This window comes from Amycolatopsis sp. NPDC003865 (assembly GCF_053605345.1).
Map to the genome: position 1 here is coordinate 141,905 of NZ_JBSGJA010000019.1, position 25,118 is coordinate 167,022.

Here is a 25,118-nt window from a genome sequence, read left to right on the forward strand (position 1 = left end):
ACAGTGGATTCTCCCTCAGGTGTTGAAGTACTTCGCTTCCGGGTGGTGGCAGACGATCGCGTCGGTCGACTGCTCGGGGTGCAGCTGGAACTCCTCGGACAGCTTGACGCCGATCCGGCCCGGTTCGAGGAGGGCGACGATCTTCGCCCGGTCTTCGAGGTCAGGACAGGCGCCATAGCCCAGGGAGAACCTGGCTCCACGGTAACCGAGCTTGAAGAAGTCCTCGACGTCGTCGGGGTCCTCTGAGGCGACCGCCACACCGCCGGGGAAGGTCAGCTCCTGGCGGATGCGGCAGTGCCAGTACTCGGCGAGCGCCTCGGTGAGCTGGACGCCGAGGCCGTGCACCTCGAGGTAGTCGCGGTAGGCGTTCGCGGCGAACAGCTCGTTCGCGTGGTCGGCGATGGGCTGCCCCATCGTGACGACGGTGAACGGCACGACGTCGACCTCGCCGGACTCGCGTGGGCGGTAGAAGTCGGCCAGGCAGAGCCGCCGGTCACGGCGCTGGCGCGGGAAGGTGAAGCGCAGCCGCTCCGGCGCGTCGGGCGATGGCTCGGTGAGCACGACCAGGTCGTCGCCCTCGGCGACGCACGGGAAGTAGCCGTAGACGACGGCCGCGTGTGCGAGGACGCCGTCGGCGGTCAGCCGGTCGAGCCAGTACCGCAGCCGCGGCCGGCCTTCGGACTCCACGAGTTCGTCGTACGTCGGCCCGGCGCCGCCGCGGGCACCCTTGAGGCCCCACTGCCCCATGAAGGTCGCCCGCTCGTCGAGCATCGCGGCGTAGTCGGCGAGCGGGACGCCCTTGACCACGCGCGAACCCCAGAACGGCGGGGACGGCAGCGGGACGTCGGTGGCGACGTCCGAACGCGCGGGCGGCGGCCCGTCGAGGGCTTCTTCCTCGGCCTTGCGGGCTTTGCGCGCCTCCGCGATCCGCAGCGACCGTTCGCGGCGTTCCTTGCGCTCGGCGCGCTTCTTCTCCGCGTCGGCGTCGACCAGCGGCGACTCCCCGCGCTTGGCGGCCATGATCGCGTCCATCAGCCGCAGCCCCTCGAACGCGTCTCGGGCGTAGCGGACGTCGCCGGAGTACAGCTCCGTGAGGTCGTTCTCCACGTAGGACCGGGTCAGCGCCGCGCCGCCGAGCAGCACCGGCCAACGCGCGGAGACGCCCCGGGAGTTCATCTCCTGGAGGTTCTCCTTCATGATCACCGTCGACTTGACCAGCAGCCCGGACATCCCGATCGCGTCGGCGCCGTGTTCCTCGGCGGCGTCCAGGATGGTGGTGATCGGCTGCTTGATGCCGAGGTTGACGACCTCGTAGCCGTTGTTGGACAGGATGATGTCGACCAGGTTCTTGCCGATGTCGTGCACGTCGCCGCGCACGGTGGCCAGCACGATCCGGCCCTTGCCGGCGTCGTCCTCCTTCTCCATGTGCGGTTCGAGGTGGGCGACAGCGGCTTTCATCACCTCGGCGGACTGCAGCACGAACGGCAGCTGCATCTGCCCGGACCCGAACAGCTCGCCGACGGTCTTCATCCCCGACAGCAGCGTGTCGTTGATGATCTGCAACGCGGGGCGCTGCTCCAGCGCCGCGTCGAGGTCGGCGGCGAGGCCGTTGCGCTCGCCGTCGACGATCCGGCGTTCGAGGCGGTCGAACAGCGGCAGGGCGGCCAGCTCTTCGGCTCGCGACGCCTTGGACGAGGCCGCGCTGACGCCCTCGAACAGGGCCATCAGCTCCTGCAGCGGGTCGTAACCCTCGCGGCGGCGGTCGTAGACGAGGTCGAGGGCGACCGCGCGCTGGTCGTCCGGGATGCGCGCCATCGGCAGGATCTTCGACGCGTGCACGATCGCCGTGTCGAGCCCGGCTTGGACGCACTCGTGCAGGAAGACGGAGTTGAGCACCTGCCGCGCGGCCGGGTTGAGGCCGAAGGAAATGTTCGACAACCCCAGCGTGGTCTGCACCTCGGGGTGGCGGCGCTTGATCTCGCGGATGGCCTCGATCGTCTCGATGCCGTCGCGGCGGGACTCCTCCTGGCCGGTGGCGATGGTGAAGGTGAGGGCGTCGACGATGACGTCGGAGGTGCGCAGGCCCCACTTGCCGGTGATGTCCGCGATCAGCCGGGTCGCGATGTCGGCCTTCTTCCGCGCGGTCCGCGCCTGGCCTTCCTCGTCGATGGTCAGCGCGACGACGGCGGCGCCGTACTCGCTGACGAGTTCCATGACCTGGGTGAACCGGGATTCGGGGCCGTCGCCGTCCTCGTAGTTGACGGAGTTGACCGCGCACCGGCCGCCGAGGCGTTCGAGGCCCGCGCGCAGCACGGCCACCTCGGTGGAGTCGAGCATGATCGGCAGCGTCGACGCGGTGGCGAGCCGGCCCGCCAGCTCGGCCATGTCGGCGGTGCCGTCGCGGCCGACGTAGTCGACGCACAGGTCCAGGAGGTGGGCGCCGTCGCGGGTCTGCTCGCGGGCGATCTCGACGCAGTCGTCCCAGCGGCCTTCGAGCATCGCGGTGCGGAACGCCTTCGAGCCGTTGGCGTTGGTGCGCTCGCCGATCATGAGCACGCTGGCGTCCTGCTTGAACGGCACCGCCTGGTACAGCGACGACACGCCCGGCTCGGGCCGCGGCCGCCGCGCGACCGGCTCGGTTCCGGCGACGGCGTCGGCGAGCTGCCGGATGTGCTCGTCGGTCGTGCCGCAGCAGCCGCCGACCAGGCCGACGCCGAACTCGCGGACGAACCCGGTCAGCGCCTCGACCAGGGCTTCCGGGCCGAGCGGGTACACCGCCCCGTTCGGCCCCAGTTCCGGCAGGCCGGCGTTCGGCATCACCGACATCGGCACGCGGGCGTGCTTGGCCAGCTGCCGCAGGTGCTCGCTCATCTCGGCCGGGCCGGTGGCGCAGTTGAGGCCGATGACGTCGATGCCCAGCGGCTCCAGCGCGGCCAGCGCCGCGCCGACCTCGGTGCCGAGCAGCATCGTGCCGGTGGTCTCGACGGTGATCGAAGCGAGGATCGGCACCCGGCGCCCCTCGGCGGCCATGGCGCGCTTCGCGCCGATGATCGACGCCTTCGTCTGGAGGATGTCCTGGGTGGTCTCGACGATCACCGCGTCGACTCCGCCGGCGAGCAGGCCGCGGACCTCTTCGCGGTAGGCGTCACGCAGCGTGGTGAAGGGCGCGTGGCCGAGCGTCGGCAGCTTGGTGCCCGGGCCGACGGACCCGAGCACGAACCGGGGGCGGTCCGGGGCCGCGAACTCGTCGGCGGTCTCGCGGGCCAGCCGCGCGCCGGCCTCGGCGAGCTCGAAGATCCGCCCGGCGATGCCGTACTCGGCGAAGTTGGCGAAATTGGCCCCGAAAGTGTTCGTTTCGACGGCGTCCGCGCCCGCTTCCAGGTAGCCCCGGTGCACCGAGCGGACCACGTCCGGCCGGGTGACGTTGAGGATCTCGTTGCAGCCTTCGAGGCCGTCGAAGTCGGCCAGGCTCAGGTCGTGGGCCTGCAGGGCGGTGCCCATCGCGCCGTCGGCCACGAGAACACGCGAGCGGAGGGCTTCGAGGAACGGCGACGACAGGCGGTCGGACATGCTGAACAGGGTAAGGCCGGTGGTCGTAGGCTGGTCCGGTGAGTGAGCCCGTCGACGAGACCCCGCGGCCGCCCGGCGACCGCACCGAACCCACCCGTCCGCTGATGGTCGTCGCCTTCGAAGGCTGGAACGACGCCGGCGACGCGGCCAGCCGCGCGGTGGAGCACCTGCAGCTGAACTGGGACGCCACGCCCCTGGCCGAACTGGAGCCCGACGACTACTACGACTTCCAGGTCAGCCGCCCGACCGTCCGGATGGTGGACGGCGTCACTCGACGGGTGGACTGGCCGACGACGACGCTGTCGGTGTGCCGCCCCGACGGGTTCGACCGTGACGTGGTCCTCGTGCAGGGCCCCGAGCCGAACATGCGCTGGCGCGCGTTCTGCGCCGAGCTGCTGGAGCACATCAAGCAGCTCGACGTCGCGACCGTGGTGACGCTGGGCGCGCTGCTCGCCGACACCGCGCACACGCGGCCGGTCCCGGTCACCGGGACGGCCTACGACAAGGACACCGCGTCGCTCTACGGGCTCGACCTGAACAACTACCAGGGCCCGACCGGCATCGTCGGGATCCTGCAGGACTACTGCGTGCAGGCGGGCATCCCGGCCGTGTCGATCTGGGCCGCGGTGCCGCACTACGTGTCGCACCCGCCGTCCCCGAAGGCGACGCTGGCGCTGCTGCACAAGCTGGAGGACATCCTCGACGTCGAGATCCCGCTCGGGGCGCTGCCGGAGCAGTCCGAGGAGTGGCAGCGCACGGTCAGCGAGATGGCCGACGAGGACGAGGAGATCAGCGAGTACGTCCGCAGCCTCGAAGAGCGCGGCGACGCGCAGACCGAGGTCGCCGAACAGGACGTCAGCGGCGACAAGATCGCCGCCGAGTTCGAGCGCTACCTGCGCCGCCGCGGCCGGGGCGGCGGGCAGGAAGGTTTCGGCCTCCGCTGAAACATCACCACCGGCTGGTGGCGAACGCCCGCGCGGGGTTCGCCACCAGCATGGCCGTGACGATGTCATCGCCCAGCAGCTTCGCCAGCCGCGGCGCCAGCGTCGTGAGCAGGTAGGACGCGCCCGGCTGGTGCCGGGCGGCGGCGGTGGTCGTGTCGCCGCCGAGCAGGATCTGCGCGCCGTACCCGGCCGCGACGAGGGCTTCCAGGCCGTCGAACAGCCGCCAGTCGGTGGCGTGGTTGGCCCGCGACGGCCCGTCGAAGCCGAGGAACACGCCGGTCTCGGCGATCTCCCGCTGCAGCCGCGGGTCCGGGTTGCGGTTGAGGTGCCCGAGAATCACCTGTTCCGGTGAAACGCCGAGCTGGTCGCAGAGCAACTCGGCCGTTTCCAGGGCCGCGGTGCCGAGCTCGAGGTGCACGGCGATCGGCGCGCCGGTCTCGTGGTGGGCGACCGCGGCGGCGGTCATCGTCAGCCGGGCGTGGGCGTCGATCGTGTGGAACGCGCCGGCCACCTTGATCAACCCGGCACGGGGCGCGGTGTCCGTGGTCAGGTCTTCGACGAAGACACCGGCCAGGTCGTCGACGACCCCGCTCAGCGCGGCGGGCGCGTAGTGCTCGGCGCGGTGCAGGCCGGTGGCGCCGACGAGGTGCACCCCCGTTTCCCGCGAGAGCCGGGCGAGGTCCGGCATCCGGCGGCCGAGCCCGTGCGGCGTCCACTGGACGAGGGCGGCGCCGCCGGCGGCCCGGAACCGGATCAGTTCGTCCGCCGCGGCCGCCGGGTCGTCCAGTTCCTGGCCTGGCAGCAGTTTCGAGGCGAAGAAGAGGTGGTCGTGCGCGTTCGTCACGCCCAGCGCGGCCGGATCGATGTCGCCCAGCACCGTCCGGACCTTGGTTTCCCCGGTCACGAACGCGAGTGTAACGCCTCACCCGTTACAGTGGTGGGGTGCCGGAAGACTTCCGCCTCGACATGGGCGCCCCCTGGCTGAACCTGCTCGCCACCCGCGGCGGGCACTTCGGCGCGCGGCCGGTGGAGCGGATCCCGACGGTCGAGCGGCTGCGCGACTGGCTCGCGCGGGTCGAGCTGACGCCGCTCGCGCCGGTCACCGGCCAGGACCTCGACAGGGCGCACCGGCTGCGCGAGGCGCTGCGGCCGCTCGCGCTGGGTACGGTCGACGGCATCGCCCCGACCGCGGGTGAGGTCGGCGCTTTGACGAGCTTCCTCGCTGGGGAACCGCTGCACCTGACCGCGCTCGGCCGACTGCGCCGCGACCCGCCTCCGACGGCGGACGCCGCCTTCGCCCGGCTCGCCCACCAGGCGGCCGACTGGCTCACCGGACCGTTGCGCCACGACCTGCGCGCCTGCCCGGAACAGGACTGCCGAGGCGTTTTCGCCGACCCGGGCGGCCGGCGGCGCTGGTGTCCCTCCCCCGCCTGCGCCAGCCGCGGCCGGGTCCGTGCGCTCAGGGAGCGGCGACGCGCGGGATCATGACGGCCACAGGATCCGCCGCATCGGCACCGCGCCGCGCGCCCGCTTCCGCCACTCGCGCGGATAACCGAGCGAGACCTCTTCGAACCGCACCCCGTCCGCCTCGGTCGTGCGCGGGATGTGCAGGTGGCCGTAGACGGCGATCTCCGCGCGGTAGCGCAGGTGCCAGTCCTCGGTCTTCGTCGTGCCGCACCACAGCGCGAACTCCGGCCAGTACAGCGGCGCCGTCGGGTGGCGGTGCAGCGGCCAGTGCGACATCAGGATCGTGCCGTGGTCCTCGGGAATCGCGTCCAGGCGCTCGGTGCTGATCTTGAGCCGGTCCTCGCACCACGCCTGGCGGCTCGGGTAGGGGTCCGGATACAGGAAGTACTCGTCGGTGCAGACCACGCCGGCGGCCCGGGCCTGGCTCAAGGCCTCCTCCAGGGGCTTGCCCTCGGCCTCCGGGGTCCGCCAGCTGTAGTCGTAGAGCAGGAACAGCGGCGCGATCGTCAGCGGCCGGGCGCCGTGGCGCCAGACCGGGTAGTCGTCCTCCGGCGTCAGGACCCCGAGCTTCCGGCACTCCTCGACGAGGTGCTCGTAGCGGGCCTGCCCGCGCAGCTGGCAGGGGTCGCCGTTCGTCGTCCACAGCTCGTGGTTGCCCGGCACCCAGACGACCTTCGCGAACCGTTCGCTCAGGGTCTTCAAGGTCCCGATGGTGGCTTCGGCCCGCTCGGCGACATCGCCGGCCACGAGCAGCCAGTCTTCGGGCGTCTCCGGGACGACCGAGTCGAGGATCGGGCCGTTGCCCTCGTGGGTCACGTGGAGGTCGCTGGTCGCGAAGAGGTGCGGCACCCCTCCACCGTAGCCACCGCGGTGGCGGGTTCTTCGCGAAACCTGCGGATTACGGGTGGTTTCCGCAGCAGCATCAGGAGTCCGGCCAGGACGTGGACCCCGGCTTGGACGTCCAGCAGCACCGCCGGCCCGGTCGTCGCGACCAGCGTCCCCGCCAGCAGCGCCCCGGCCGTCGTGCACCCCGCGATCACCGCGAACGTCGTGCTCAGCACCCGGCCGGCCCGCTCCGGCGCGACCGCGCTCTGGATCTCCGAGAGCACTCCCGCGCCGACGACCACTCCCGGGGCGCCGACCAGGACGAACAGGCCCACGTACACCCCCAGCGCCGTCGTCACCCCGGCCAGGTTCCAGATCACCGCCGACAGCAGGCCCAGCGCGAGCGCGCCCCAGCCGAGCAGCGCCGCCGGCGCCACCCGCCGGGCCACCGTGGCCAGCGCGAATCCGGCGGCCAGGCCCCCGATCGCCTGCACGCCCCGCAGCAGGCCCGCGTCGGCTTCGCTGCCGCCGAGCACGTCGAGGACGTACACCACGAACAGCACCAGGAACATGCCCTGCGCCAGCGACGTGCACACCAGCGCGAGCCCGGTGCGCCGGAGCCGCCGGTTGCGCGTGAGCTCGCGCAGCCCCGCCAGCCAGGCTCGCACCACGGGCTCGGGCACGACCGCCGGCGCCGGCGCGGTCACCCGGCGGAACGGCTTGGCCAGCAACGCCGCCGCCACCGCCAGCACCGCCAGGTAGCCGGTGACGACGTCGGCGAGCCCGCCGAACCCGAGCAGCGCGCCGCCCGCCCAGCCACCCGCCAGCCGCGCGACGCTGCCGTTCACGCTCATCAGGCCGTTCGCGCCGGTGACCTCCTCCACGCCGACCAGTTCCGGCACCAGCGCGTTGCGCGCCGGTTCGAACACCGACGCCAGGGCCGCCTGCGCGGCCATCACCGCGTACACGACGGCCACGCCCGGCGAAGCGAGCAGCGGCACCGCGACCACGGCCAGCCCGCAGCAGACGCCGAACAGGACCGCGCGCCGGTTCCAGCGGTCGGCCACGACGCCGGCGACCGGGCTCAGCAGCACCGCGGGCAACAGGCCGAGCACGATGCTCAGGGCCGTCGTCGCGGCCGAGCCGGTGCGCTGGAAGACGTACACCGGCAACGCCACCTGCAGCATCCACTCGGCCGTTTCGCCGAAGAACGCGGCCACCCACAACCGTGCGAACGCAGGCACCCCCAGCAGCTGCTTCATTCCTCCGCCTTCCCCGAGTGTTCGATGCGCGGGAACGCCCGCAGCCCGACGTGCACCGGGCGGGCGTCCGCCGGCGCGTCGGTCCGGATGGCCCCGACGTAGGGCCGGACCAGCGCGTCGATCGCGCCGGTCAGCCGGGCCAGTTCTGCGGGCGTGACGCGCAGTGCGTACGTGATCAGCCCGGACGCCCCGCGCCACGCCGGGTCGAGGTCGTCGAGCGAGTCCAGGTACCGCTGGGTCAGCTCCTGCTCGTGCCCCAGGGTCGCGCCCACCATGCCGAGCTGGGCCGCGCGGTGCGCGGGGTCGTCGGCCAGCTCCCCCATCTCCAGGCCGACCTGGCGGGCGCGCCACGGCCGTTCGCGGCCGTCTTCGGCGTTCGCCCGCTCGACCAGGCCGTACTGCGCGAGCTGCCGCAGGTGCCAGCTGCAGTTGGACGCGGTCGAGCCGACGGCCTCCGCACACTCGCTCGCGGTGCGCGGGCCGACGGCGGTGAGGTGGTTCAGCAGCGCCGACCGCAGCGGGTGCGCCAGGGCGCGCAGCAGCTCGACGTCCTCGATCCGCTTGCGCGGCGGCAGCTCGGCCATCGGACGAGTCCAATCTGAAAGAGTCATTTCGAAAGTTCTCTTTCATGTTTGGTCCCGCCTGCGGGTTTGTCAAGCGGCTCCGCTATCGTTCGCGACGCAGCCACTGCGCAAGGCAGTGACTGCACGATTACCCGACTTTGGATGGACGTTGCCCGACCAGCGCGAACTCGCCACCGCCGCCGCCCTCGCCCTCCCCCGCTTCGTCGGCTCGACCGCGCTCTTCCACGCCGCGGTCGCCGAGCGGATGGCCGTCACCCCCACCGAGCTGCACTGCCTGCACCTGCTCCACGGCGGTGTCAGCGACTCCCCGACCGAGCTGGCCCGGCTGCTCGGGATGTCCACCGGCGCGTTCACCCGGCTGCTCGACCGGATGGAGCGGCACCGGCTCGCCGAGCGCGCCCCGGACCCGGCGGACCGGCGCCGGCTCGTGGTCCGGCCGCTACCCGACCGGATGGCCGAGCTCGCCGAGCTGTACGCACCCATGGCCCGGTTCGTCGGCGAACGGCTCGCGCGCCTGGACCGGCGCCAGCTGACGGCGCTGGTCGGCTTCCTCACCGACGGCACCGCGGCGGCCGAGCGGGCTTCGAGCGAGCTGCCGGATGTGACCCAGGCCATAACCAGTTGACTAACTCTACTGATGTTGCGTTAACCTGGCTCCACTATGAGGAACTGAACCGCGCCCATCCCGCTTCCGAGGCGGCACCCGGTCGAGCCTGACGCTCCCGGGTGCCACGACGCCCGGCGGGATTTCCGCTTCTTCTCATCCGGGCCCGGTGATGCGCAATGTCTCTTCCCTTTCCCTTGCAGGCCAAGGACGTCGTCTTCGGCTACGGCACCCGCGTCGTCCTCGACGGCGTCACGCTGACCGCTTCGGCCGGGCAGCGGCTCGGCCTCGTCGGCGAGAACGGCACCGGCAAGTCCACCCTGCTGCGACTGCTCGCCGGGCTCGAAGAACCCCGCTCCGGCGAGGTGCTGCGCGGCCCCGACGTCGGGTTCCTGCTGCAGGAGCTGCCGTTCGGCATGGACGCGACCTTCGCCGACGTCCTCGACGACGCGCTGGCCGAAATCCGCGCCGCCGCGGCCCGGCTCGACGAGCTGACCACGGCGATGACCGACCGGCCCGACGACGCGGCGGTGCTCGAGGAGTACGGCCGCGTCCTGGAGTGGGCGCAGGTCCACGACCTCTGGGACGCCGACCGCCGCGCGAAGCTCGTCTGCGACGGGCTCGGCCTCGGCGGCGTCGAACCGGACCGCCGGCTGGGCACGCTGTCCGGCGGGCAGCGGTCCCGGCTCGGCCTGGCCGCGTTGCTGGTGCGGCGGCCGGAAACGCTGCTGCTGGACGAGCCGACCAACCACCTCGACGACGCCGCGATGGCGTTCCTGGAACGCCACCTCACCGAGCTCACCGGGATCGTGGTGCTGTCGTCGCACGACCGGGTGTTCCTCGACGCCGTCTGCACCGACATCGTCGACCTGGACCCGGCCGCGGCCGACCGCCAGGCCGGCGGCGCGGTCCGCTACGGCGGCAGCTACACCGACTACCTCGGGCACAAGAAGGCCGAGCGGGCGCGGTGGGAGCAGCGCTTCGCCGAAGAACAGGAGGAGCTCAAGGAGCTGCGGGAAACCGTCGCAGTCACCGCGCGCAACGTCGCCTACGGCCGCGGCCCGCGCGACAACGACAAGTTCATCCACCACTTCAAGGGCGCCCGCGTCCAGAAGACGATCTCGCGGCGGGTGCGCGACGCCGAGCAGCGGCTGGAGAACCTGGAGCGCGACCAGGTGCGCAAACCCCCGGCGCCGCTGCGGTTCCGGGCCGAGCTCACCGGCCGCGCCACCGGCGACGGACCGGCGATTTCCGTGCGGTCACTGGAAGTCCCGGGCCGGCTGCGGCTGCCCCGGCTGGACGTCGACGGCTCGGCCCGGCTGCTCGTCACCGGCGGGAACGGCGCCGGGAAGTCGACGCTGCTGTCGGTGCTGGCCGGCCGGCTCGCGCCCGGTTCCGGGACGGTCCACTTCGGACACGGCGTCCGCGTCGGGCTGCTGGAGCAGGACGTCGTGTTCTCGGCACCGGAGCGGACGGCCGCCCGGGTGTACCGGGACACGCTCGGCGAGGACGCTCCCCCGCTGAGCCACCTCGGCTTGCTGGCGTCCCGGGATCTCCGGCAGCCGATCGGAGCGCTCTCGGTCGGGCAGCGGCGCCGGCTGGCGCTGGCGATCCTGCTCGCCGAGCCCCCGGACGTCCTCCTGCTGGACGAGCCGACGAACCACATTTCGCTGACACTGGCGGAAGAACTGTTCGCGGCGCTGGAGACGGCGCCGGGCGCGGTCGTCATCGCGTCCCACGACCGGTGGCTGCGCCGGGACTGGGCGGGCGACCACCTGGAGCTGGCCGACGGCCACCCCGCCGCCGTGTAGGCCGTTATACGCCCAGGGCCGCACTTTCACGTGAAAGTGCGGCCCTGGGCGGGCTTCAGAGGGTGATGCCGAGCAGGGCGTCGACGGCGATGCGGATCAAGCCGGGGGCCGTCGCGTCCGTGCCGTCGCGGCGGAGGGCCTCGTTCGCCCACGCGTCGATCGCCGCGAGCGCCTTCGGCGTGTCGAGGTCGTCCGAGAGGTGGTCGCGCAGCCGGGTGATCGTGTCCTCCGCCGACGGCCCGGTCGGCAGCGAGACGGCCTCGCGCCAGCGGGCCAGCCGGGCTTCGGCGTCGGTCAGCAGCTGAGCCGTCCAGGGCCGGTCCTCGCGGTAGTGGCCGGCGAACAACGCCAGCCGGATCGCGCCCGGGTCGACGTCGTCGGCCCGCAGCCGCGAAACGAACACCAGGTTCCCGCGCGACTTCGACATCTTCTCGCCGTCGAGGCCGATCATGCCGGCGTGGACGTAGTGGCGGGCGAACGGCCCGTCCTTGGCGACGGCCTCCGCGTGCGCCGCGCTGTACTCGTGGTGCGGGAAGATCAGGTCCGAGCCGCCGCCCTGGAGGTCGAACCCGAGGCCCAGCCGGTTGACCGCGATCGCGCTGCACTCGATGTGCCAGCCCGGGCGGCCCGGGCCGAGCTCGGACTCCCACGACGGTTCGCCGTCGCGGGCCACGCGCCACAGCAGCGCGTCCAGCGGGTGGCGCTTGCCGGCGCGGTCGGGGTCACCGCCGCGCTCGGCGAAGAACTTCGTCATGGTGGGCTCGTCGTAGTTCGATTCGTAGCCGAACTTGCCCGTCGCCGAGTGGTCGAAGTAGACGTCCGGGAACTGCGGGTCGTCCGCCCGGTAGGCGGCGCCGTTGGCGAGCAGCTTCGCGATGACCTCGACGATCTCCGGGATGCTCTCCACCGCGCCGACGAACTGCTTCGGCGGGAGCACGCGCAGCGCGGTCATGTCCTCGCGGAACAGCGCCGTCTCGCGCATGCCCAGCACGACCCAGTCGTCCTGGTCCCGCTCGGCGCGCTCGAGCAGCGGCTCGTCGATGTCGGTCACGTTCTGCACGTAGTGGACGTCGTGCCCGTTGTCCCGCCACACGCGGTTGACCAGGTCGAAGGCCAGGTACGTCGCGGCGTGCCCCAGATGCGTCGCGTCGTAGGGCGTGATGCCGCAGACGTACATCCGGGCCGTGGCACCGGGCGCGGTCGGGCGGATCTGCCCGGTGGCCGTGTCGTGGAGCCGCAGCGGGCGGGGGGTGCCGGGGATGCGGGGCACGTCGACCGATGACCAAGTCTGCATACCCCCGACTGTAAGCGTTCGCTCGTCAGCGCTTCCCGACCGGTGAGACGAGTCTCTCGCGGGCGTAGGCCTCGATGGCCCGCGCGAGCCACGCCGGGAGCCCCGGATCGGCGCGCGCGGCCAGCTCCCGCTGCCGGGGGTCGCGCTCGTACAGCCCGCCCATCGCCGCATAGGCTTCCGCGGTCGGTTGCCAGTAGTGGCTGACGGACGTGTAGTGCTCGGCGACGGCGTCCAGCGCGGCCGGGTCGCCGGGCGCGGCACCGGAGCGCATGACACCCGCCAAGCGGCGGAACAGGGCCGCGCCCTGGGCGGCGGCGTGCTCGTAGTCCGCGGCCGTCAGCCCGTCTTGGGCCGCTTCCGCGACGTCGAAGGCCTTCGCGGCGCCTTCGCCGAACGTCGCGCGGTAGGCCTGCCGCATTTCGGCGCCGTCCTCGCGCAGCCCCGCGAAGAACCGGCCGGGGTCGTCGATCCGGGCGGCGTCGAGGTCGGCGACCGTCTCCTCGACGGTGGCGATCACGCGGTCCAGGCGACGCCGTTCTTCCTCCAGCTGCGCCAGGTGCCCGCGCAGCGCGGCCGCCTCGCCGGCCTGCTCCCCCAGCACGGCGCCGATCTCGGCCAGGCCGAGCCCGAGCCGCCGCAGGAGCAGGACGCGCTGCAGCCGCAGCAGTTCGCCGCGGCCGTACCAGCGGTAGCCGTTGGCGCCCACCGAAGCCGGCGTGAGCAGGCCGATCGCGTCGTAGTGGCGCAGCATCCGGGCCGACACCCCGGACGCCTTGGCCACCTGGCTGATCGAGTACCGCACCCCGTCAGCTTAGGAGTTGACCTTCACACGGTGTCAACTTTTACCGTCGGTGCCGTGACCACGACCATCACCGGCGCCCGCGTCTTCGACGGCGAGCGCCTCACCGAGCACACCGCCGTGCGGCTCGACGGCGGCCGCGTCGAAGCCGTCGGCGACGACACGCTGCTGCGGCCCGGCGACCAGCACGTCGACGCCCGGGGCGGCACGCTGCTGCCGGGGCTCGTCGACGCGCACGTCCACCTCCTGCCCGGTGCGCTCCGGCAGGCCCTGACCTTCGGCGTCACGACCGTGCTCGACATGTTCAGCAAGCCGGACACCGTCCGCGACGCCCTGGCCCGCGCCGCCGGGCCGGACTGCGCCGACGTGCGCTCTTCGAGCGTCGGGGCGACGGCACCCGGCGGGCACCCGAGCATGATGTACGCGCCCTTCCCGTACGTGACCGGCCCGGCGGACGCCGAGCGGTTCGTCGCCGACCGCGTCGCCGAAGGGGCCACCCACCTCAAGGTGCTCTACGACGACGGGACCGGCGGCCCGGTGCCGATGCCGTCACTGGACGTGCCGACGGTCGCCGCCCTGACCGAGGCCGCGCACCGGGCCGGGCTCCTCGTCGCGGTGCACGTCTCGACCGCCCGCGCGGCCGTCGACCTGGTCTCCACCGGCGTCGACGTGCTCGCGCACGTGCCGTTCGACGCCTTGACCGCGGACCAGGCCGAAGCACTCGCCCGCGCGGGCGTCGCGGTCGTCACGACGTTGTCGATCGCCGACGGCTTCCCGCGCGACGGCACGATGCCCCTGCTCACCGCGGCCGTGGCGGAGCGCTTAGGACCGGCCTGGCGCGCGGTCCTGGAACGGCAAGGGCAGCGCTGGCTGCCGCCGCGGCTCCCGGACTTCGCGGTGGCGCGGGACAACGCGAGGCTGCTGCACGAGGCCGGTGTACCGCTGCTGGCCGGCACCGACGCGCCCAACCCGGGCACCGTCCACGGCGCGAGCCTGCACCGCGAGCTGGAGCACCTGGTCGCCGCGGGCCTGCCGCCGGCCGACGCGCTCGCCGCGGCCACCGCGCGTCCCGCCGAGGTGTTCGGCCTGACCGACCGGGGCCGGCTCCGCCCCGGGCTGCGCGCCGACGTCGTGCTGGTGAACGGGCACCCCGACCGGGACATCACGCGGACGCAGCACCTGGCGGCCGTCTGGAAGGAAGGGATCCGCGCCGACCTCGGCGGCTACGCCGGCTCGGCCGACGAGCGGGACGGCTTGGCCGCCTTGCGGACCCAGACGGACAAGGTCGTCGCGGCCGTCCGAGAGCTGCTGCCGGCGTTGCGAGCCGGGCGATGACCACCGTCGAAGTCCGGCGCGACGAGGACGGCGAGCTGCTCGGCCACCTCCGGCCCGCCGGCTCGCGGTGGGAGCCGTTGACGCTGTTCCACGCGGCGCTGGGCGAGCCGGCCGGCCGGGCGGAAGCCGAAGACGTCGTCCGCCGCGACGGCCTCTCGTGCCTCGGCGACCCGTGGTGGGTCGAGGCGGAACCGGGCCGCTGGATCGAGGCCCGGATCCAGGAGGCGTACCCGGACCGCGTGCGCGTCCGGTGGGCCGACCCGCTGCTGGAGCAGCCCGCGCACGGTCGGTGGATCGACCCGCGCGCGGTGCCGGTCCGGCGACACCTTCCCTGACCGGGCGTCACTCTTCCGCAGCGGGTTTCCCGCGGCGCGCGCGGTTAGCCTGACCCGATGGGCACCATGATCGTCGTGGGCGGTGCGATCGCGGTGATCGCACTGGTCACGGCGGCCGCCCTGCTGCTGCGGCCGCGCCGCGCCCGGCCCCGGCCGGTGTTCGGCCCGGTTCCGCGCGAACCCCTGGCCGCGGTGCGCCGGGACGACCTCCTGGCGAAGATCGGCGAGGCGTTCCGCACGGGGCGGTCCTGCGTGCTGCTGGGCGGCGGCGGGACGGGCAAGACGCACCTCGCCGCCGCCTACGTCCGCGAAGCCCGCTCGCCGGTGCTCTGGGTGGCCGCCGCCGACCCGGCCGCCGCCGCCCGCGCCTACGCGGACCTGGCCCGACACCAGGGCTTGGCCGGCCCCGACGCGGGTCTGGCGTGGCTCGACGGGCGCGACGGCGCCATCGTGGTCTTCGACGGCCCCACCGACCCGGACGCGCTCACCCGGTGGCTGCCCGCCCGGGCCCGGGTCCTGGTGACGACCACCGTGCCGGACTTCGAGATCCTCGGCACGACCGTGGCGGTGACCGGCTTCGCCCCGGCCGCCGCCACCGGGTTCCTCCGCGCGCGGTCCGGCCGGGACGCCGCCGACGTCGCCCGGGAGCTCGGCTACCTGCCGCTGGCGCTCGCCCAGGCCGGTGGAGTGATCCGCGCTTCGGGCGCCACGGAGTACCTCGACCGGCTGCCGGGCACCCCCTTGCTGGAGCGGGAACCCGGTGAGGACCATTCGCCCCGGGTCGAGGACACCGCGCTCGCGGCCCTGCGCACCGTGGCCACGCGGAACGGCCGGGCCCGGGTGGTCGCCGAGCTCCTTGCGGTGCTTGCGCCGCGGGGCGTGCGGCGGACGTTGCTGCACCGGGCCGGGCCGGACCCGGTGGCGGTCGACGCCGCGCTCACCGGGCTCGAGAACGCGGCGCTCGCGGAGTTCGACGTCCGCGGCGAAGTCGTGACGATGCACCGCTTGACCCGGCGCGCGGTGCTGGGCCGGCTGCACGCGCAGGACCGCCTGGCCGAGGCGCTGGACCGGGCGTTCGCCGTGCTGGACACCGAGAACACCGCCGATCTGGCCGACCACGCCGCCGCGCTGTGGCGGCACTTCCGGGCGCTGCCCTCGGTGGCCGCCGGCCCGCGGCTCGGCCGGCTCCTGCGGCTGCGGCGCCGGTCGGTCGACCTCCTGGTGGCCGAAAGCGCGTTCCCGCAAGCTCGCACGCTCGGCCGTGAGGTCCTCGCCGACCACGAGGCCTACCTGCCCGCCGGGCACGACGACACCGCGCTCGCCGCCCGGTCGCTGGACCGGGCGGCGAGCGCGGTGTCACCCCCTCAGCGCCGCCGGGTGCGCAGGTAGTCGCCGACCACCGCGGCGCCGAGCCCGTCGAGGTCCGGCGCGACCACCCGGCCGCCCGAACGACGCGCGATGACGTCGACGAACGCCGTCAGGCGCGGGTCGTCGCCGAGGCGGAACACCGTCACCGACGCGCCCAGCTTGGCCAGCCGGTCCACTTCGGACAGTGTCTTGTGGAGGGTGCGCGGCTGGGGCGGGTAGTCGAAGACCGCTTCGCCGTCCGGTTCCAGGTGCGCGGTCGGCTCGCCGTCGGTGACCATCAGGACCACCGGCTGGGCGTCGGGGTGCCGGCGCAGGTGCTGCCCGGCGAGCCGCAGCCCGTGGTGGGCGTTGGTGCCCTGCTCCCACGCACCCTCCAGCCCGACCAGTTCGGGCAGCTCGACCGACTGGGCGTAGCGGCCGAAGCTGATCAGCTGCAGCGCGTCGTTGCGGAACCGCGTGCTGATCAGCTGGTGCAGCGCGAGCGCGGTGCGCTTCATCGGCAGCCAGCGGCCTTCCTGCACCATCGACCACGACGTGTCGACCAGGAGCGCGACCGCCGCCCGGGAGCGGTGTTCGGTCTCGACCACTTCGACGTCCTCGACGTCCAGCCGCACCGAGCGCTCCCCCACCGACACCGACCGCAGCACGGCGTTGCGGATGGTCCGCGGCACGTCCCAGGGCTGCATGTCCCCGAACCGCCACGGCCGCGACGCCCCGGTGGGCTCGCCCGCCGCGCCCGCCGACTCCGTCTCGCGGTCGCCGGTCTTGCCGCGCAGCGCGTTCACGATGTCGGCCAGCGCCGTCTCGCCGAGGCGCCGCAGCGCCTTGGGCGACAACCGGAGCGTCCCGTCGGCGGCCCGTTCGAACAGGCCCTGGCGGCGCAGCTCGCGCTCCAGTTCGGACAGTCGCCGCGCGTCGACGCCGGCGTCCTTGCCGAGCTGGCGCTCGAGCGCCTCCAGGTCGATGTCCTCCAGGCTCGCGCCCGGGTAGGACTGGCTCAGCTGCTCGGCCAGCGCGTCCAGCTCGGCGAGGTCCGCCATCGCCTGCGCGCCTTCGCCCATGCCGAGCGGGTTCTTGCCGCGGAAACGTTCCGCGCCGGTCCAGTCTTCACCCGGCCGCGCGGCCCGCAGCTGACTGTCCAACTGGGACAGCTGCTGCGCCAGCCGCGGGTCGCCGAACGCCTGCTGGGTCAGCTCGGCGAGTTCCGCGCGCTGCTCGGCCGACATCGAGTTGAGCATCCGCTGGGCCGCGGCGGACCGCTCGGCGAGCGCGTCGATCAGCTCTTCGACGTTGCGCGGGTTCTCCGGGAAGAACTCGCCGTGCTTGGACATGAAGTCCTCGAAGCGCTCCTGGATGTCTTCGGCGCCCTGGGCGTGCGCGGCCAGGAGGTCGTTGAGGTCGGAGAGCATCTCGTTGATCCGCTCGACGTCCTCGGGACCGGCGTTCTGCAGCGCCTGCTTCATGCCCTGGAACCGCGACTCCATCAGCTCCTGGCCGAGCAGGTCGCGGATCTGCTGGTAGTTCTCGCGGCCCTGTTCCGACCGCCAGTCGTAGTTCGCCAGCTCGTTGACCGCCGCGGCCGTCCCGGACGGCAGCGCGTCGAGCTGGGCCTCGCGGAACCGCGCCTCGTCGTCCGGGTCCGGGAACAGCTCCCGGCGTTCGGCGTCGAGGGCCTCCTGCAGCAGGCGCTGGACCTCCTGCAGGGTGCCGTTCAGGTTGTTGCGGCGCTGGATCTGCGACCGGCGCTGCCACAGGCGCCGGGTGAGCTCGTCCAGGCCCGACGTGCGCTCGGTGCCGCGCCGGAGCAGCTCTTCCAGCGCGGACCGCGGCGACGACCCGGCCATGACCTCGCGGCCGATCTCGTCGAGCGCGTCGCGCAGGTCGGCCGGGGGCGCGAGCGGGTCCGGCCCGTCGTGCCACGGGCCGTAGGAGTAGCCGTCGGGAAGCGGGACCGCGGTCATCGGCCGTAGACGGTCGTCGTGTCGTCGGAGTCCTTGGCCAGCCGGCGGGCCAGGAACAGCGATTCGAGGGCGAGTTCGACGGCGGCCGCGATCCGGCCGGCGGGCTCGTCGGCGGACACGCCGGCGCGCTGGGCGACCTCGTGCAGCACCGGGAGCTCCGGCAGCGCCGCGAGGACGTCCTTGGCCGGGACCCGCTCGCCGGTGGCGACCAGGTGGCCTTCCTCGACCGCGTCGGCGAGCGGGCGCAGGTCCAGCCCGGCGAAGCGGCCACGGGCCGTCTCGGCGATCGCGCGGCGCATCAAGTGCACGAGGTGCTCGATCTCGCGGCCCTCTTCGCCGGGTTCGAACTCGATCTTGCCCCGCAGCACGGACGGGACGGCGTCGAGGTCGACCGGCCGCGCCACCGCCGGGTCCTCCCCGGTCAAGGCCGCGCGCCGCAGGGCCGCGGCCGCCACGGTCTCCGCCGCGGCGACGGCGAACCGGGCCGACACGCCGGAGCGCTGGTCGATGACGGTGGACTCGCGGAGGTTCCGGACGAACCGGGCGAGGACTTCCAGGAGCGGCTCGCCGACCTCGGCGACGAGGTTGGCCTCCTGCTTGACGACGGCGACCTCGGCCTCGACGTCCAGGGGGTAGTGCGTGCGGATCTCGGCGCCGAAGCGGTCCTTCAGCGGGGTGATGATCCGGCCGCGGTTGGTGTAGTCCTCGGGGTTGGCGGTCGCGACGAGCAGGACGTCCAGGGGCAGCCGCAGCGTGTAGCCGCGGACCTGGATGTCGCGCTCCTCCATGACGTTGAGCAGCGCGACCTGGATGCGCTCGGCGAGGTCGGGCAGCTCGTTGATGGCGACGATGCCGCGGTGGGCGCGCGGGACGAGGCCGAAGTGGATGGTCTCGGGGTCGCCGAGGCTGCGGCCTTCGGCGACCTTCACCGGGTCGACGTCGCCGATCAGGTCGCCGACGGAGGTGTCGGGCGTGGCGAGCTTCTCGGTGTAGCGCTCGGAGCGGTGGCGCCAGGCCACGGGCAGGTCGTCGCCGAGCTCCGCGGCGCGGCGGATGGACGCGGGCGTGATCGGCTGCAGCGGGTGTTCGCCCAGCTCGGAGCCTTCGATGACCGGCGTCCACTCGTCGAGCAGGCCGGCCAGGGTGCGCAGCAGCCGGGTCTTGCCCTGGCCGCGTTCGCCGAGCAGGACGACGTCGTGGCCGGCCAGCAGCGCGCGTTCCAGCTGCGGCAGCACGGTGCGGGAGAACCCGACGATGCCGGGCCAGGCGTCCTCGCCGTTCTTGAGGGCGGTCAGCAGGTTGTCGTGGATCTCTTGGGCGATCGGGCGCGGCTCGTACCCGGCCGCGCGCAGGGCCCCGGCGGTCCGGGGAAGAGCGTCTGGAACTGCGTTCACCCGTTCGACGCTACTGCCGGATCGCCGGTGCGTCGACGTGGAGCGACTCCAGCGTGGGCGCGCTGCTGTCGTGTGCGACGGGCCGGTAAAATAGGGCGTCGTGTGCCGTCCCAGTGCGACTTTCGCCGTCTGGTCCTCCGCGTGGCTCAACGGAGCCGCCGCGTCCGACGATGTGCTCGACGCCCTGCTCGCGTGGGGTGAGGCCCACGACGTGGTCGCCGCCGACGCCGACGCGGCGGAGGCGTTCGCGCTGCCGCTGGCGTTCAACCGCGCGGCCACCCCGGTCCAGCTCCTGATGGCGTTGCGTTCGCAGGGAGCGAAAAGCATGCAGCTGGTCCTCCCGGTCCCGGGCGACGTCCGCGGGCTGGGCGGCGGCGGCCCGTTCACGGAGGCGGCGCTGCGCGCGGGCGACGCCGTGGTGCTGCCGGAGCTCGGTTTCGGGCTGGTGCCGGAGCCGATCGCCGAGGGGCTCGTCCGGTGGACGGTGTTCTCGCTTTCGCCGACGCCGCCGGAGTACATCGGGCTGGCCGAAGCCGAGCACGGGCTGACGGACGCGATCCGGGCCAGCGCCGGCGCGCTGCAGGCGCTGGATGTGGCTTCGGACCGGCCGGGGGTGCGGGCGGAGCTGTCGGCTCACCTGCGTTCCCGGCCGGACGTGGACTGGCCGGCCGGGACGCCCGGGCGGGCACTGCGGGTGTTGCAGCGGGCGGAGGAGATCGCGGCGATCCTGGCGATCGCGTCCTCGGACGACCCGGGCGGCGCGATTTCGGCCTCGGCATCGACGCTGCGGGCCCAGGCGCTGCGGCCGTTGTCGGACGCGGTACGGACGGCTCGCCGCGCGGCGGTCAACGAGGCGGTGCGGGTGTTCGCGGAGTCCACGGCCCGCGAGGGCTGAGCCCCAGCGCCCCAGTGCGGCCTTCGGTGCGCCGGACGCAACCAAGGCCGCCTTGGGGCGCTCGCTAACGCGCCGGGCGCTTCGCCGGTTCGCAGCAGCCGATCGCGCACGGCGCACCGTTGACCGTGCACCCCGCCACCGGGAACGACGACAGCTTCCGCGGCTCCACCCCGTGCGTGTGCTCTCGCACCAGCTCGACCACCAGCTCCGCGAACCGCGGGTCCGAGCCCGCCGTGGCCGCCCTCGCGAACTTCATCCCGTGGGAAGCCGCGCGCTCCGCCGCCTCGTTGTCCAGGTCCCAGATCACCTCGAGGTGGTCCGACACGAACCCGATCGGCGAGACGACCACGCCGGGGACGCCGGACTCGTGGAGCGCGTCGAGGTGGTCGACGATGTCCGGCTCCAGCCACGGCACCTGCGGCGGCCCCGACCGCGACTGCCACACGACGTCGTACTCGGCGATCCCCGCCTCGGCCGCCACCAGGCGCGCCGCCTCCGCGATCTGGCGCGAGTAGCGGTGACCGCCCTCGGACGGTGGCCCCGACGCCCGGTCCGCGCTCGACGGGACCGAGTGCGCCGTGAACACCGTGCGGATCCCCGGCTCGTCGCCCAGTGACGCGTGCGCCTCGCGGACGCCGTCCGCCACCGCCGACACGAACAGCGGGTGGTCGAAGAACTGCCGGATCTTCACCAGTTCGGGGGCCCCGGGACCGACCGCGGCGCGGGCGCGCTCGATGTCTTCGTCGTACTGGCGGCACGCCGAGTACCCGCCGTACGCGCTCGTGGGGAACACCAGGACCCGCGAAGCACCCGACGATGCCAGCGAAGCCAGGGTGTCCTCGACCATCGGGTGCCAGTTGCGGTTGCCGAAGTGCACCGGCAGGTCGACGCCGGCCGCCGCGAGCTGCTTCTCCACCGCCGCCATCGCGTCGCGGTTGAGCCGGTTGATCGGCGACACCCCGCCGAAGTGCTGGTAGTGCTCGGCGACTTCGAGCAGCCGCTCGCGCGGCACACCCCGGCCCCTGGTGACGTTCTCGAGGAACGGCATGACGTCGTCAGGCCCTTCCGGACCACCGAACGAAAGCCACAGCAACGCGTCGTATCCCACCCCGTCATCTTGCCGATGTGGCGGCCCGCACGCTGACCCGGGCCCGTTGTGTATCGAGCAGTCCAAAACTGTGCTACCGTCCTCTCATGGCCAGGCCACGGGAGTTCGACGAAACCGCAGCCGTCGAGAAGGCGATGCACGCTTTCTGGGAACGCGGCTACGAAGCGACGTCCACACAGGACTTGTGCGAAGCCACCGGGCTCGGGCGCAGCAGCGTCTACAACACCTTCACCAGCAAGCGGGCTCTCTTCCGGCGGTCGCTCACGCACTACACCAGCACCCAGCTGGGCAAGCGGCAGGCCATTCTCGACGGCCCCGGCACCGCCGCCGAGCGGCTCGCCGCGGTCCTCGACCAGGCCGTCGAGGACGACCTCGAAGACCGCCGGCGCGGCTGCCTGGTGGTGAACACCCTGGCCGAACTCGGCCTGCCCGACGACGAAGTGGGCGCGGCACTGCGGGACGACACCGACCGGAACCTGGCCATGTTCGCCGAGTGCGTCCGGGAAGGCGTGCTCGACGGCAGCCTCCGGGACGGCCTCGACCCCGCCGACGTGGCGGAATTCCTGCTCAGCACCACCTCGGGCCTGCGCGTGATGGCCCGCCGGGGCACGAGCCGCGAAAGCATGCACGCCGTCGCGGACCTCGCGCTGTCGTCCATCACACGCTGAGCCCGGCACGCCCCGGCTTCAGCGTGCCGTGATTTTGTACTGACCGATACACAACCGGGAGGAACCCTCATGCCCCTGGCCGTCTTCGTCCTCGGGCTCAGCGTGTTCGCGCTGGGCACCTCCGAGTTCATGATCACCGGCCTGCTCCCCGGCATGGCCGCCGACCTGCACGTGAGCATCCCCGACGCCGGGCTGCTGATCTCGGCGTTCGCGATCGGCATGGTCGTCGGCGCTCCGCTGCTGGCGATCGGCACCCTCCGGCTCCCCCGCCGCCGGACGCTGCTGGCCCTGCTCGCCGTGTTCGCCGTCGCGCACGTCGTCGGCGCGCTCGCCGAGGGTTATGCCCTCCTGTTCGCGACGCGGGTGGTCGCAGCACTCGCCTGTGCCGGGTTCTGGGCCGTCGCGCTGGCGACGACGATCGCGCTCGTGCCCGTCGACCGGCGCGGGCGCGGGATGGCGGTGCTGGTCGGCGGGCTGACCGTCGCGAACATCGCCGGGGTACCCGCCGGCACGTTCCTCGGCCAGCACGCGGGCTGGCGGACGGCGTTCTGGGCGGTCTTCGCGGTGACGCTCGTGGCCGTGGCCGGCGTGGCGCTGCTGGTGCCGGAGACGACCGGCGGGCCGCTGAGCGTCCGCGGCGAACTGCGGCTGTACCGCCGGGGCCGGGTCTGGCTCGCGCTCGGCGTGATCGCCTTGTGCCAGGCCATGATCTTCGCCGCGTTCAGCTACCTCGCGCCGCTGCTGACCGAAACCGACGGCCTGCCCGCGGAGTGGGTGCCGGGGGTCCTGGCGCTGTTCGGCGTCGGCGCGCTGATCGGGATCAGCGCGGGCGGCCGGCTGGCCGACCGGCGCCCGTTCGCGACGCTCTACGGCTGCCTCGCCCTCGCGCTGGCCGCGTTGCTCGTGCTCGCCCTCACCACCGACGCGCTCGTCGCCGTCGCGGCGGTGCTCGTCTTCGGCGTGGCCGCGTTCGGCGCCAACCCGGCGCTGAACCTCCGCGCGTTCCAGGCCGCCGGCGACGCGCCGACGCTCGTCGGCGCCAGCACCACGTCGGCGTTCAACGTCGGCAACACGGCCGGCCCGTGGCTGGGCGGTGTCGCGATCGACGCCGGCCTCGGCTTCCCGAGTGTCGCCTGGACCGGCATGCTGCTCGGCGCGGCGACCCTGGCCGTGCTCACGGTCGCCGCCGCCGTCCAGCGGAGCGACGACCGTGAGCTCGTGGCCGCGTGAGGCTCAGACGCCGAGGAAGTGGACCCCGCCGTCGACCATGATCATCGAGCCGGTGGTGGCGGGGAGCCAGTCCGACAGGACCGCGCAGACGCTCTTCGCCACCGGGTCCGGGTCCGTGCTGTCCCAGCCGAGCGGCGCGCGCTCGCCCCAGCCGTCCTCCAGGTCGACGAAGCCCGGGATGGACTTCGCGGCCATCGTCTTCATCGGGCCCGCGCTGACCAGGTTGACGCGGATGCCCTGCGGCCCCAGCTCCTTGGCCAGGTACCGGTTGACCGATTCGAGCCCGGCCTTCGCGACGCCCATCCAGTTGTAGACCGGCCACGCGACCCGCGCGTCGAAGTCCATGCCGACGTACGAAGCGCCGCGGCCCATCAGGGGCAGGCAGGCCTTCGCCAGCGACATGTACGAGTACGTCGAAATCTCGATCGCGGTCTTGACGTCCTCGGCCGGCGCGTCCAGGAACGGCGCGCCGAGGCAGGTCTGCGGGGCGAAGCCGATCGAGTGCAGCACGCCGTCGAGGCCGTCGACGTGTTCGCGGACCTTGTCGGCGAGGCCGTCGAGGTGCTCCTGGTTGGTGACGTCCAGCTCGATCACCGGCGCCTCTTCGGGCAGCCGCTTCGCGATGCGCTCGACCAGCGACATGCGGCCGAAGCCGGTCAGCACCACCTTCGCACCCTCCTGCTGCGCGATCTTGGCCGCGTGGAAGGCGAGCGAAGCGTCGGTGATGATGCCGGTGATCAGCAGGCGCTTGCCTTCGAGCAGTCCGGGCACTTGTCCTCCAAGTCGTGGTTGTGGATACGGAAAGATCAGTGGCCGAGGCCGAGGCCGCCGTCGACGGGCAGCACCGCGCCGTTGACGTAGCCGGCTTCCTCGGAGGCCAGGTAGCGCACCGCGGCGGCGATCTCCGACGGCTCGGCGTACCGGCCGGAGGGCACCTGCGCGAGGATCTCCTTCTTGCGCGCCTCGGGCAGCTCGTCGGTCATGTCGGTGTGCACGAAGCCCGGGGCGATGACGTTCGAGGTGATGTTGCGGGAGCCCAGCTCGCGCGCCAGCGACCGCGAGAAGCCGACCAGGCCCGCCTTCGACGCCGCGTAGTTGGCCTGGCCCGCCGAACCCGAGAGGCCGACCACCGAGGAGATGAAGACGAACCGGCCCCACTTGCCGCGCAGCATGCCGCGGGAGGCCCGCTTCGCGACGCGGAAGGCACCGGTCAGGTTCGCGTTGATGACACGTTCGAACTGCTCGTCGCTCATCCGCATCAGCAGCGTGTCGTCGGTCAGCCCCGCGTTGGACACCAGCACCTCGACCGGACCCTGGTGTTCTTCGACGAGCTTGAAGGCCGCGTCGACCTGCTCGGTGTCGGTGACGTCCGCCTGGACCCCGAACAGGCCCTCCGGCGCGCCCGAGCCACGGTGCGTGACGGCGACCCGGTGACCCTGCTCCGCCAGGTCCCGGGCGATCGCCAGACCGATGCCCCGGTTGCCCCCGGTGACCAGAACCGACCGTCCCACGGTGTTCTCCCTCTTCGTCGACGTGCGCTGATGCCGGGCACGAGGTTATCGGCAGCTCCGCGACGCCGCGCACCCGCGCCCGGCGGTGCCCGCGACCGCCCTAAGCGGGTGTTAGGAACTGCCTCCCGACCTTGCTGGTTACCCGCTGGTTGG

The 25,118-nt window shown here is 73.1% G+C and carries 22 protein-coding genes; 10 read left to right on the forward strand and 12 right to left on the reverse strand.

What is annotated here, in order from left to right:
- Positions 1-15: 15 nt before the first annotated feature.
- Positions 16-3,570 (reverse strand): methionine synthase, encoded by a 3,555-nt coding sequence (gene metH / locus ACWEVP_RS36385; RefSeq protein WP_452067108.1) that lies wholly within the window; start codon positions 3,568-3,570, stop codon positions 16-18.
- 38 nt (positions 3,571-3,608) lie between these two features.
- Here metH and ACWEVP_RS36390 point away from each other — a divergent pair, with 38 nt between their 5' ends.
- A complete protein-coding gene (locus ACWEVP_RS36390) occupies positions 3,609-4,514 on the forward strand; it encodes a PAC2 family protein (RefSeq protein ID WP_452067109.1) in 906 nt (301 codons plus the stop codon).
- Positions 4,515-4,518: 4 nt separating this feature from the next.
- Here the strand turns inward: ACWEVP_RS36390 and ACWEVP_RS36395 are convergent, their stop codons facing one another.
- The gene (locus ACWEVP_RS36395; RefSeq protein ID WP_452067110.1) at positions 4,519-5,418 is read right to left on the reverse strand and encodes a phosphotriesterase family protein; all 900 of its coding nucleotides are present in this window, start codon (positions 5,416-5,418) and stop codon (positions 4,519-4,521) included.
- A 38-nt stretch (positions 5,419-5,456) separates the two neighbouring features.
- Here ACWEVP_RS36395 and ACWEVP_RS36400 point away from each other — a divergent pair, with 38 nt between their 5' ends.
- On the forward strand, positions 5,457-6,002 hold the full coding sequence (locus ACWEVP_RS36400; RefSeq protein WP_452067111.1) for a CGNR zinc finger domain-containing protein: 546 nt from the start codon (positions 5,457-5,459) through the stop codon (positions 6,000-6,002).
- Here the strand turns inward: ACWEVP_RS36400 and ACWEVP_RS36405 are convergent.
- Genes ACWEVP_RS36405 through ACWEVP_RS36415 form a run of 3 tightly spaced genes read right to left on the reverse strand, consistent with a single transcriptional unit; the run spans position 5,997 to position 8,652 of the window.
- A complete protein-coding gene (locus ACWEVP_RS36405) occupies positions 5,997-6,830 on the reverse strand; it encodes a metallophosphoesterase family protein (protein WP_452067112.1) in 834 nt (277 codons plus the stop codon). The genes ACWEVP_RS36400 and ACWEVP_RS36405 overlap by 6 nt on opposite strands.
- The gene (locus tag ACWEVP_RS36410; protein WP_452067113.1) at positions 6,794-8,068 is read right to left on the reverse strand and encodes an MFS transporter; all 1,275 of its coding nucleotides are present in this window, start codon (positions 8,066-8,068) and stop codon (positions 6,794-6,796) included. The genes ACWEVP_RS36405 and ACWEVP_RS36410 overlap by 37 nt, the downstream gene beginning before the upstream one ends.
- On the reverse strand, positions 8,065-8,652 hold the full coding sequence (locus ACWEVP_RS36415) for an ArsR/SmtB family transcription factor (RefSeq protein ID WP_452067114.1): 588 nt from the start codon (positions 8,650-8,652) through the stop codon (positions 8,065-8,067). The genes ACWEVP_RS36410 and ACWEVP_RS36415 overlap by 4 nt, the downstream gene beginning before the upstream one ends.
- 148 nt (positions 8,653-8,800) lie before the next feature.
- Between ACWEVP_RS36415 and ACWEVP_RS36420 the strand changes: the two genes are divergently transcribed.
- Entirely contained in the window at positions 8,801-9,277 is a 477-nt protein-coding gene (locus ACWEVP_RS36420; RefSeq protein ID WP_452067115.1) for a MarR family winged helix-turn-helix transcriptional regulator, read from the forward strand.
- Between the two features lie 158 nt (positions 9,278-9,435).
- Entirely contained in the window at positions 9,436-11,067 is a 1,632-nt protein-coding gene (locus tag ACWEVP_RS36425) for an ABC-F family ATP-binding cassette domain-containing protein (RefSeq protein ID WP_452067116.1), read from the forward strand.
- A gap of 55 nt (positions 11,068-11,122) precedes the next feature.
- Here the strand turns inward: ACWEVP_RS36425 and mshC are convergent, their stop codons facing one another.
- Together mshC and ACWEVP_RS36435 are read right to left on the reverse strand one after the other, a co-directional pair.
- Entirely contained in the window at positions 11,123-12,361 is a 1,239-nt protein-coding gene (gene mshC, locus ACWEVP_RS36430) for a cysteine--1-D-myo-inosityl 2-amino-2-deoxy-alpha-D-glucopyranoside ligase (RefSeq protein WP_452067117.1), read from the reverse strand.
- A gap of 25 nt (positions 12,362-12,386) precedes the next feature.
- The gene (locus tag ACWEVP_RS36435) at positions 12,387-13,163 is read right to left on the reverse strand and encodes a MerR family transcriptional regulator (protein WP_452067118.1); all 777 of its coding nucleotides are present in this window, start codon (positions 13,161-13,163) and stop codon (positions 12,387-12,389) included.
- 54 nt (positions 13,164-13,217) lie between these two features.
- Between ACWEVP_RS36435 and ACWEVP_RS36440 the strand changes: the two genes are divergently transcribed.
- Genes ACWEVP_RS36440 through ACWEVP_RS36450 form a run of 3 tightly spaced genes read left to right on the forward strand, consistent with a single transcriptional unit; the run spans position 13,218 to position 16,219 of the window.
- The gene (locus ACWEVP_RS36440) at positions 13,218-14,495 is read left to right on the forward strand and encodes an amidohydrolase family protein (protein ID WP_452067119.1); all 1,278 of its coding nucleotides are present in this window, start codon (positions 13,218-13,220) and stop codon (positions 14,493-14,495) included.
- Positions 14,492-14,830: a hypothetical protein gene (locus tag ACWEVP_RS36445; RefSeq protein WP_452067120.1), complete on the forward strand. Its 339-nt coding sequence runs from the start codon at positions 14,492-14,494 to the stop codon at positions 14,828-14,830. The genes ACWEVP_RS36440 and ACWEVP_RS36445 overlap by 4 nt, the downstream gene beginning before the upstream one ends.
- A 57-nt stretch (positions 14,831-14,887) precedes the next feature.
- Positions 14,888-16,219: a hypothetical protein gene (locus tag ACWEVP_RS36450; protein ID WP_452067121.1), complete on the forward strand. Its 1,332-nt coding sequence runs from the start codon at positions 14,888-14,890 to the stop codon at positions 16,217-16,219.
- Here ACWEVP_RS36450 and ACWEVP_RS36455 read toward each other — a convergent pair.
- Both ACWEVP_RS36455 and ACWEVP_RS36460 read right to left on the reverse strand, forming a co-directional pair.
- Entirely contained in the window at positions 16,195-18,159 is a 1,965-nt protein-coding gene (locus ACWEVP_RS36455; protein ID WP_452067122.1) for a hypothetical protein, read from the reverse strand. The two genes, ACWEVP_RS36450 and ACWEVP_RS36455, sit on opposite strands and share 25 nt — an antisense overlap.
- On the reverse strand, positions 18,156-19,553 hold the full coding sequence (locus tag ACWEVP_RS36460) for an ATP-binding protein (protein ID WP_452067123.1): 1,398 nt from the start codon (positions 19,551-19,553) through the stop codon (positions 18,156-18,158). The genes ACWEVP_RS36455 and ACWEVP_RS36460 overlap by 4 nt, the downstream gene beginning before the upstream one ends.
- A gap of 100 nt (positions 19,554-19,653) precedes the next feature.
- Here ACWEVP_RS36460 and ACWEVP_RS36465 point away from each other — a divergent pair, with 100 nt between their 5' ends.
- Complete coding sequence (locus ACWEVP_RS36465; RefSeq protein ID WP_452067124.1) at positions 19,654-20,448, forward strand: hypothetical protein; 795 nt, start codon at positions 19,654-19,656, stop codon at positions 20,446-20,448.
- 64 nt (positions 20,449-20,512) lie between these two features.
- On the opposite strand, the gene ACWEVP_RS36470 is transcribed toward ACWEVP_RS36465, so the two are convergent.
- Positions 20,513-21,556, reverse strand: a complete 1,044-nt coding sequence (locus tag ACWEVP_RS36470) for a ferrochelatase (protein ID WP_452067125.1) — start codon at positions 21,554-21,556, stop codon at positions 20,513-20,515.
- Between the two features lie 86 nt (positions 21,557-21,642).
- On the opposite strand from ACWEVP_RS36470, the gene ACWEVP_RS36475 reads away from it, so the two are divergent.
- Together ACWEVP_RS36475 and ACWEVP_RS36480 are read left to right on the forward strand one after the other, a co-directional pair.
- Positions 21,643-22,224 (forward strand): TetR/AcrR family transcriptional regulator, encoded by a 582-nt coding sequence (locus ACWEVP_RS36475; protein ID WP_452067126.1) that lies wholly within the window; start codon positions 21,643-21,645, stop codon positions 22,222-22,224.
- Positions 22,225-22,293: 69 nt separating this feature from the next.
- Positions 22,294-23,454, forward strand: coding sequence for a Cmx/CmrA family chloramphenicol efflux MFS transporter (locus ACWEVP_RS36480; RefSeq protein WP_452067127.1), 1,161 nt, complete (start codon positions 22,294-22,296; stop codon positions 23,452-23,454).
- 3 nt (positions 23,455-23,457) lie between these two features.
- Here ACWEVP_RS36480 and fabI read toward each other — a convergent pair whose 3' ends face one another.
- Entirely contained in the window at positions 23,458-24,225 is a 768-nt protein-coding gene (fabI, locus tag ACWEVP_RS36485) for an enoyl-ACP reductase FabI (protein ID WP_086853898.1), read from the reverse strand.
- 35 nt (positions 24,226-24,260) lie between these two features.
- Positions 24,261-24,965 (reverse strand): 3-oxoacyl-ACP reductase FabG, encoded by a 705-nt coding sequence (gene fabG, locus ACWEVP_RS36490; protein ID WP_452067128.1) that lies wholly within the window; start codon positions 24,963-24,965, stop codon positions 24,261-24,263.
- Positions 24,966-25,118: the final 153 nt, after the last annotated feature.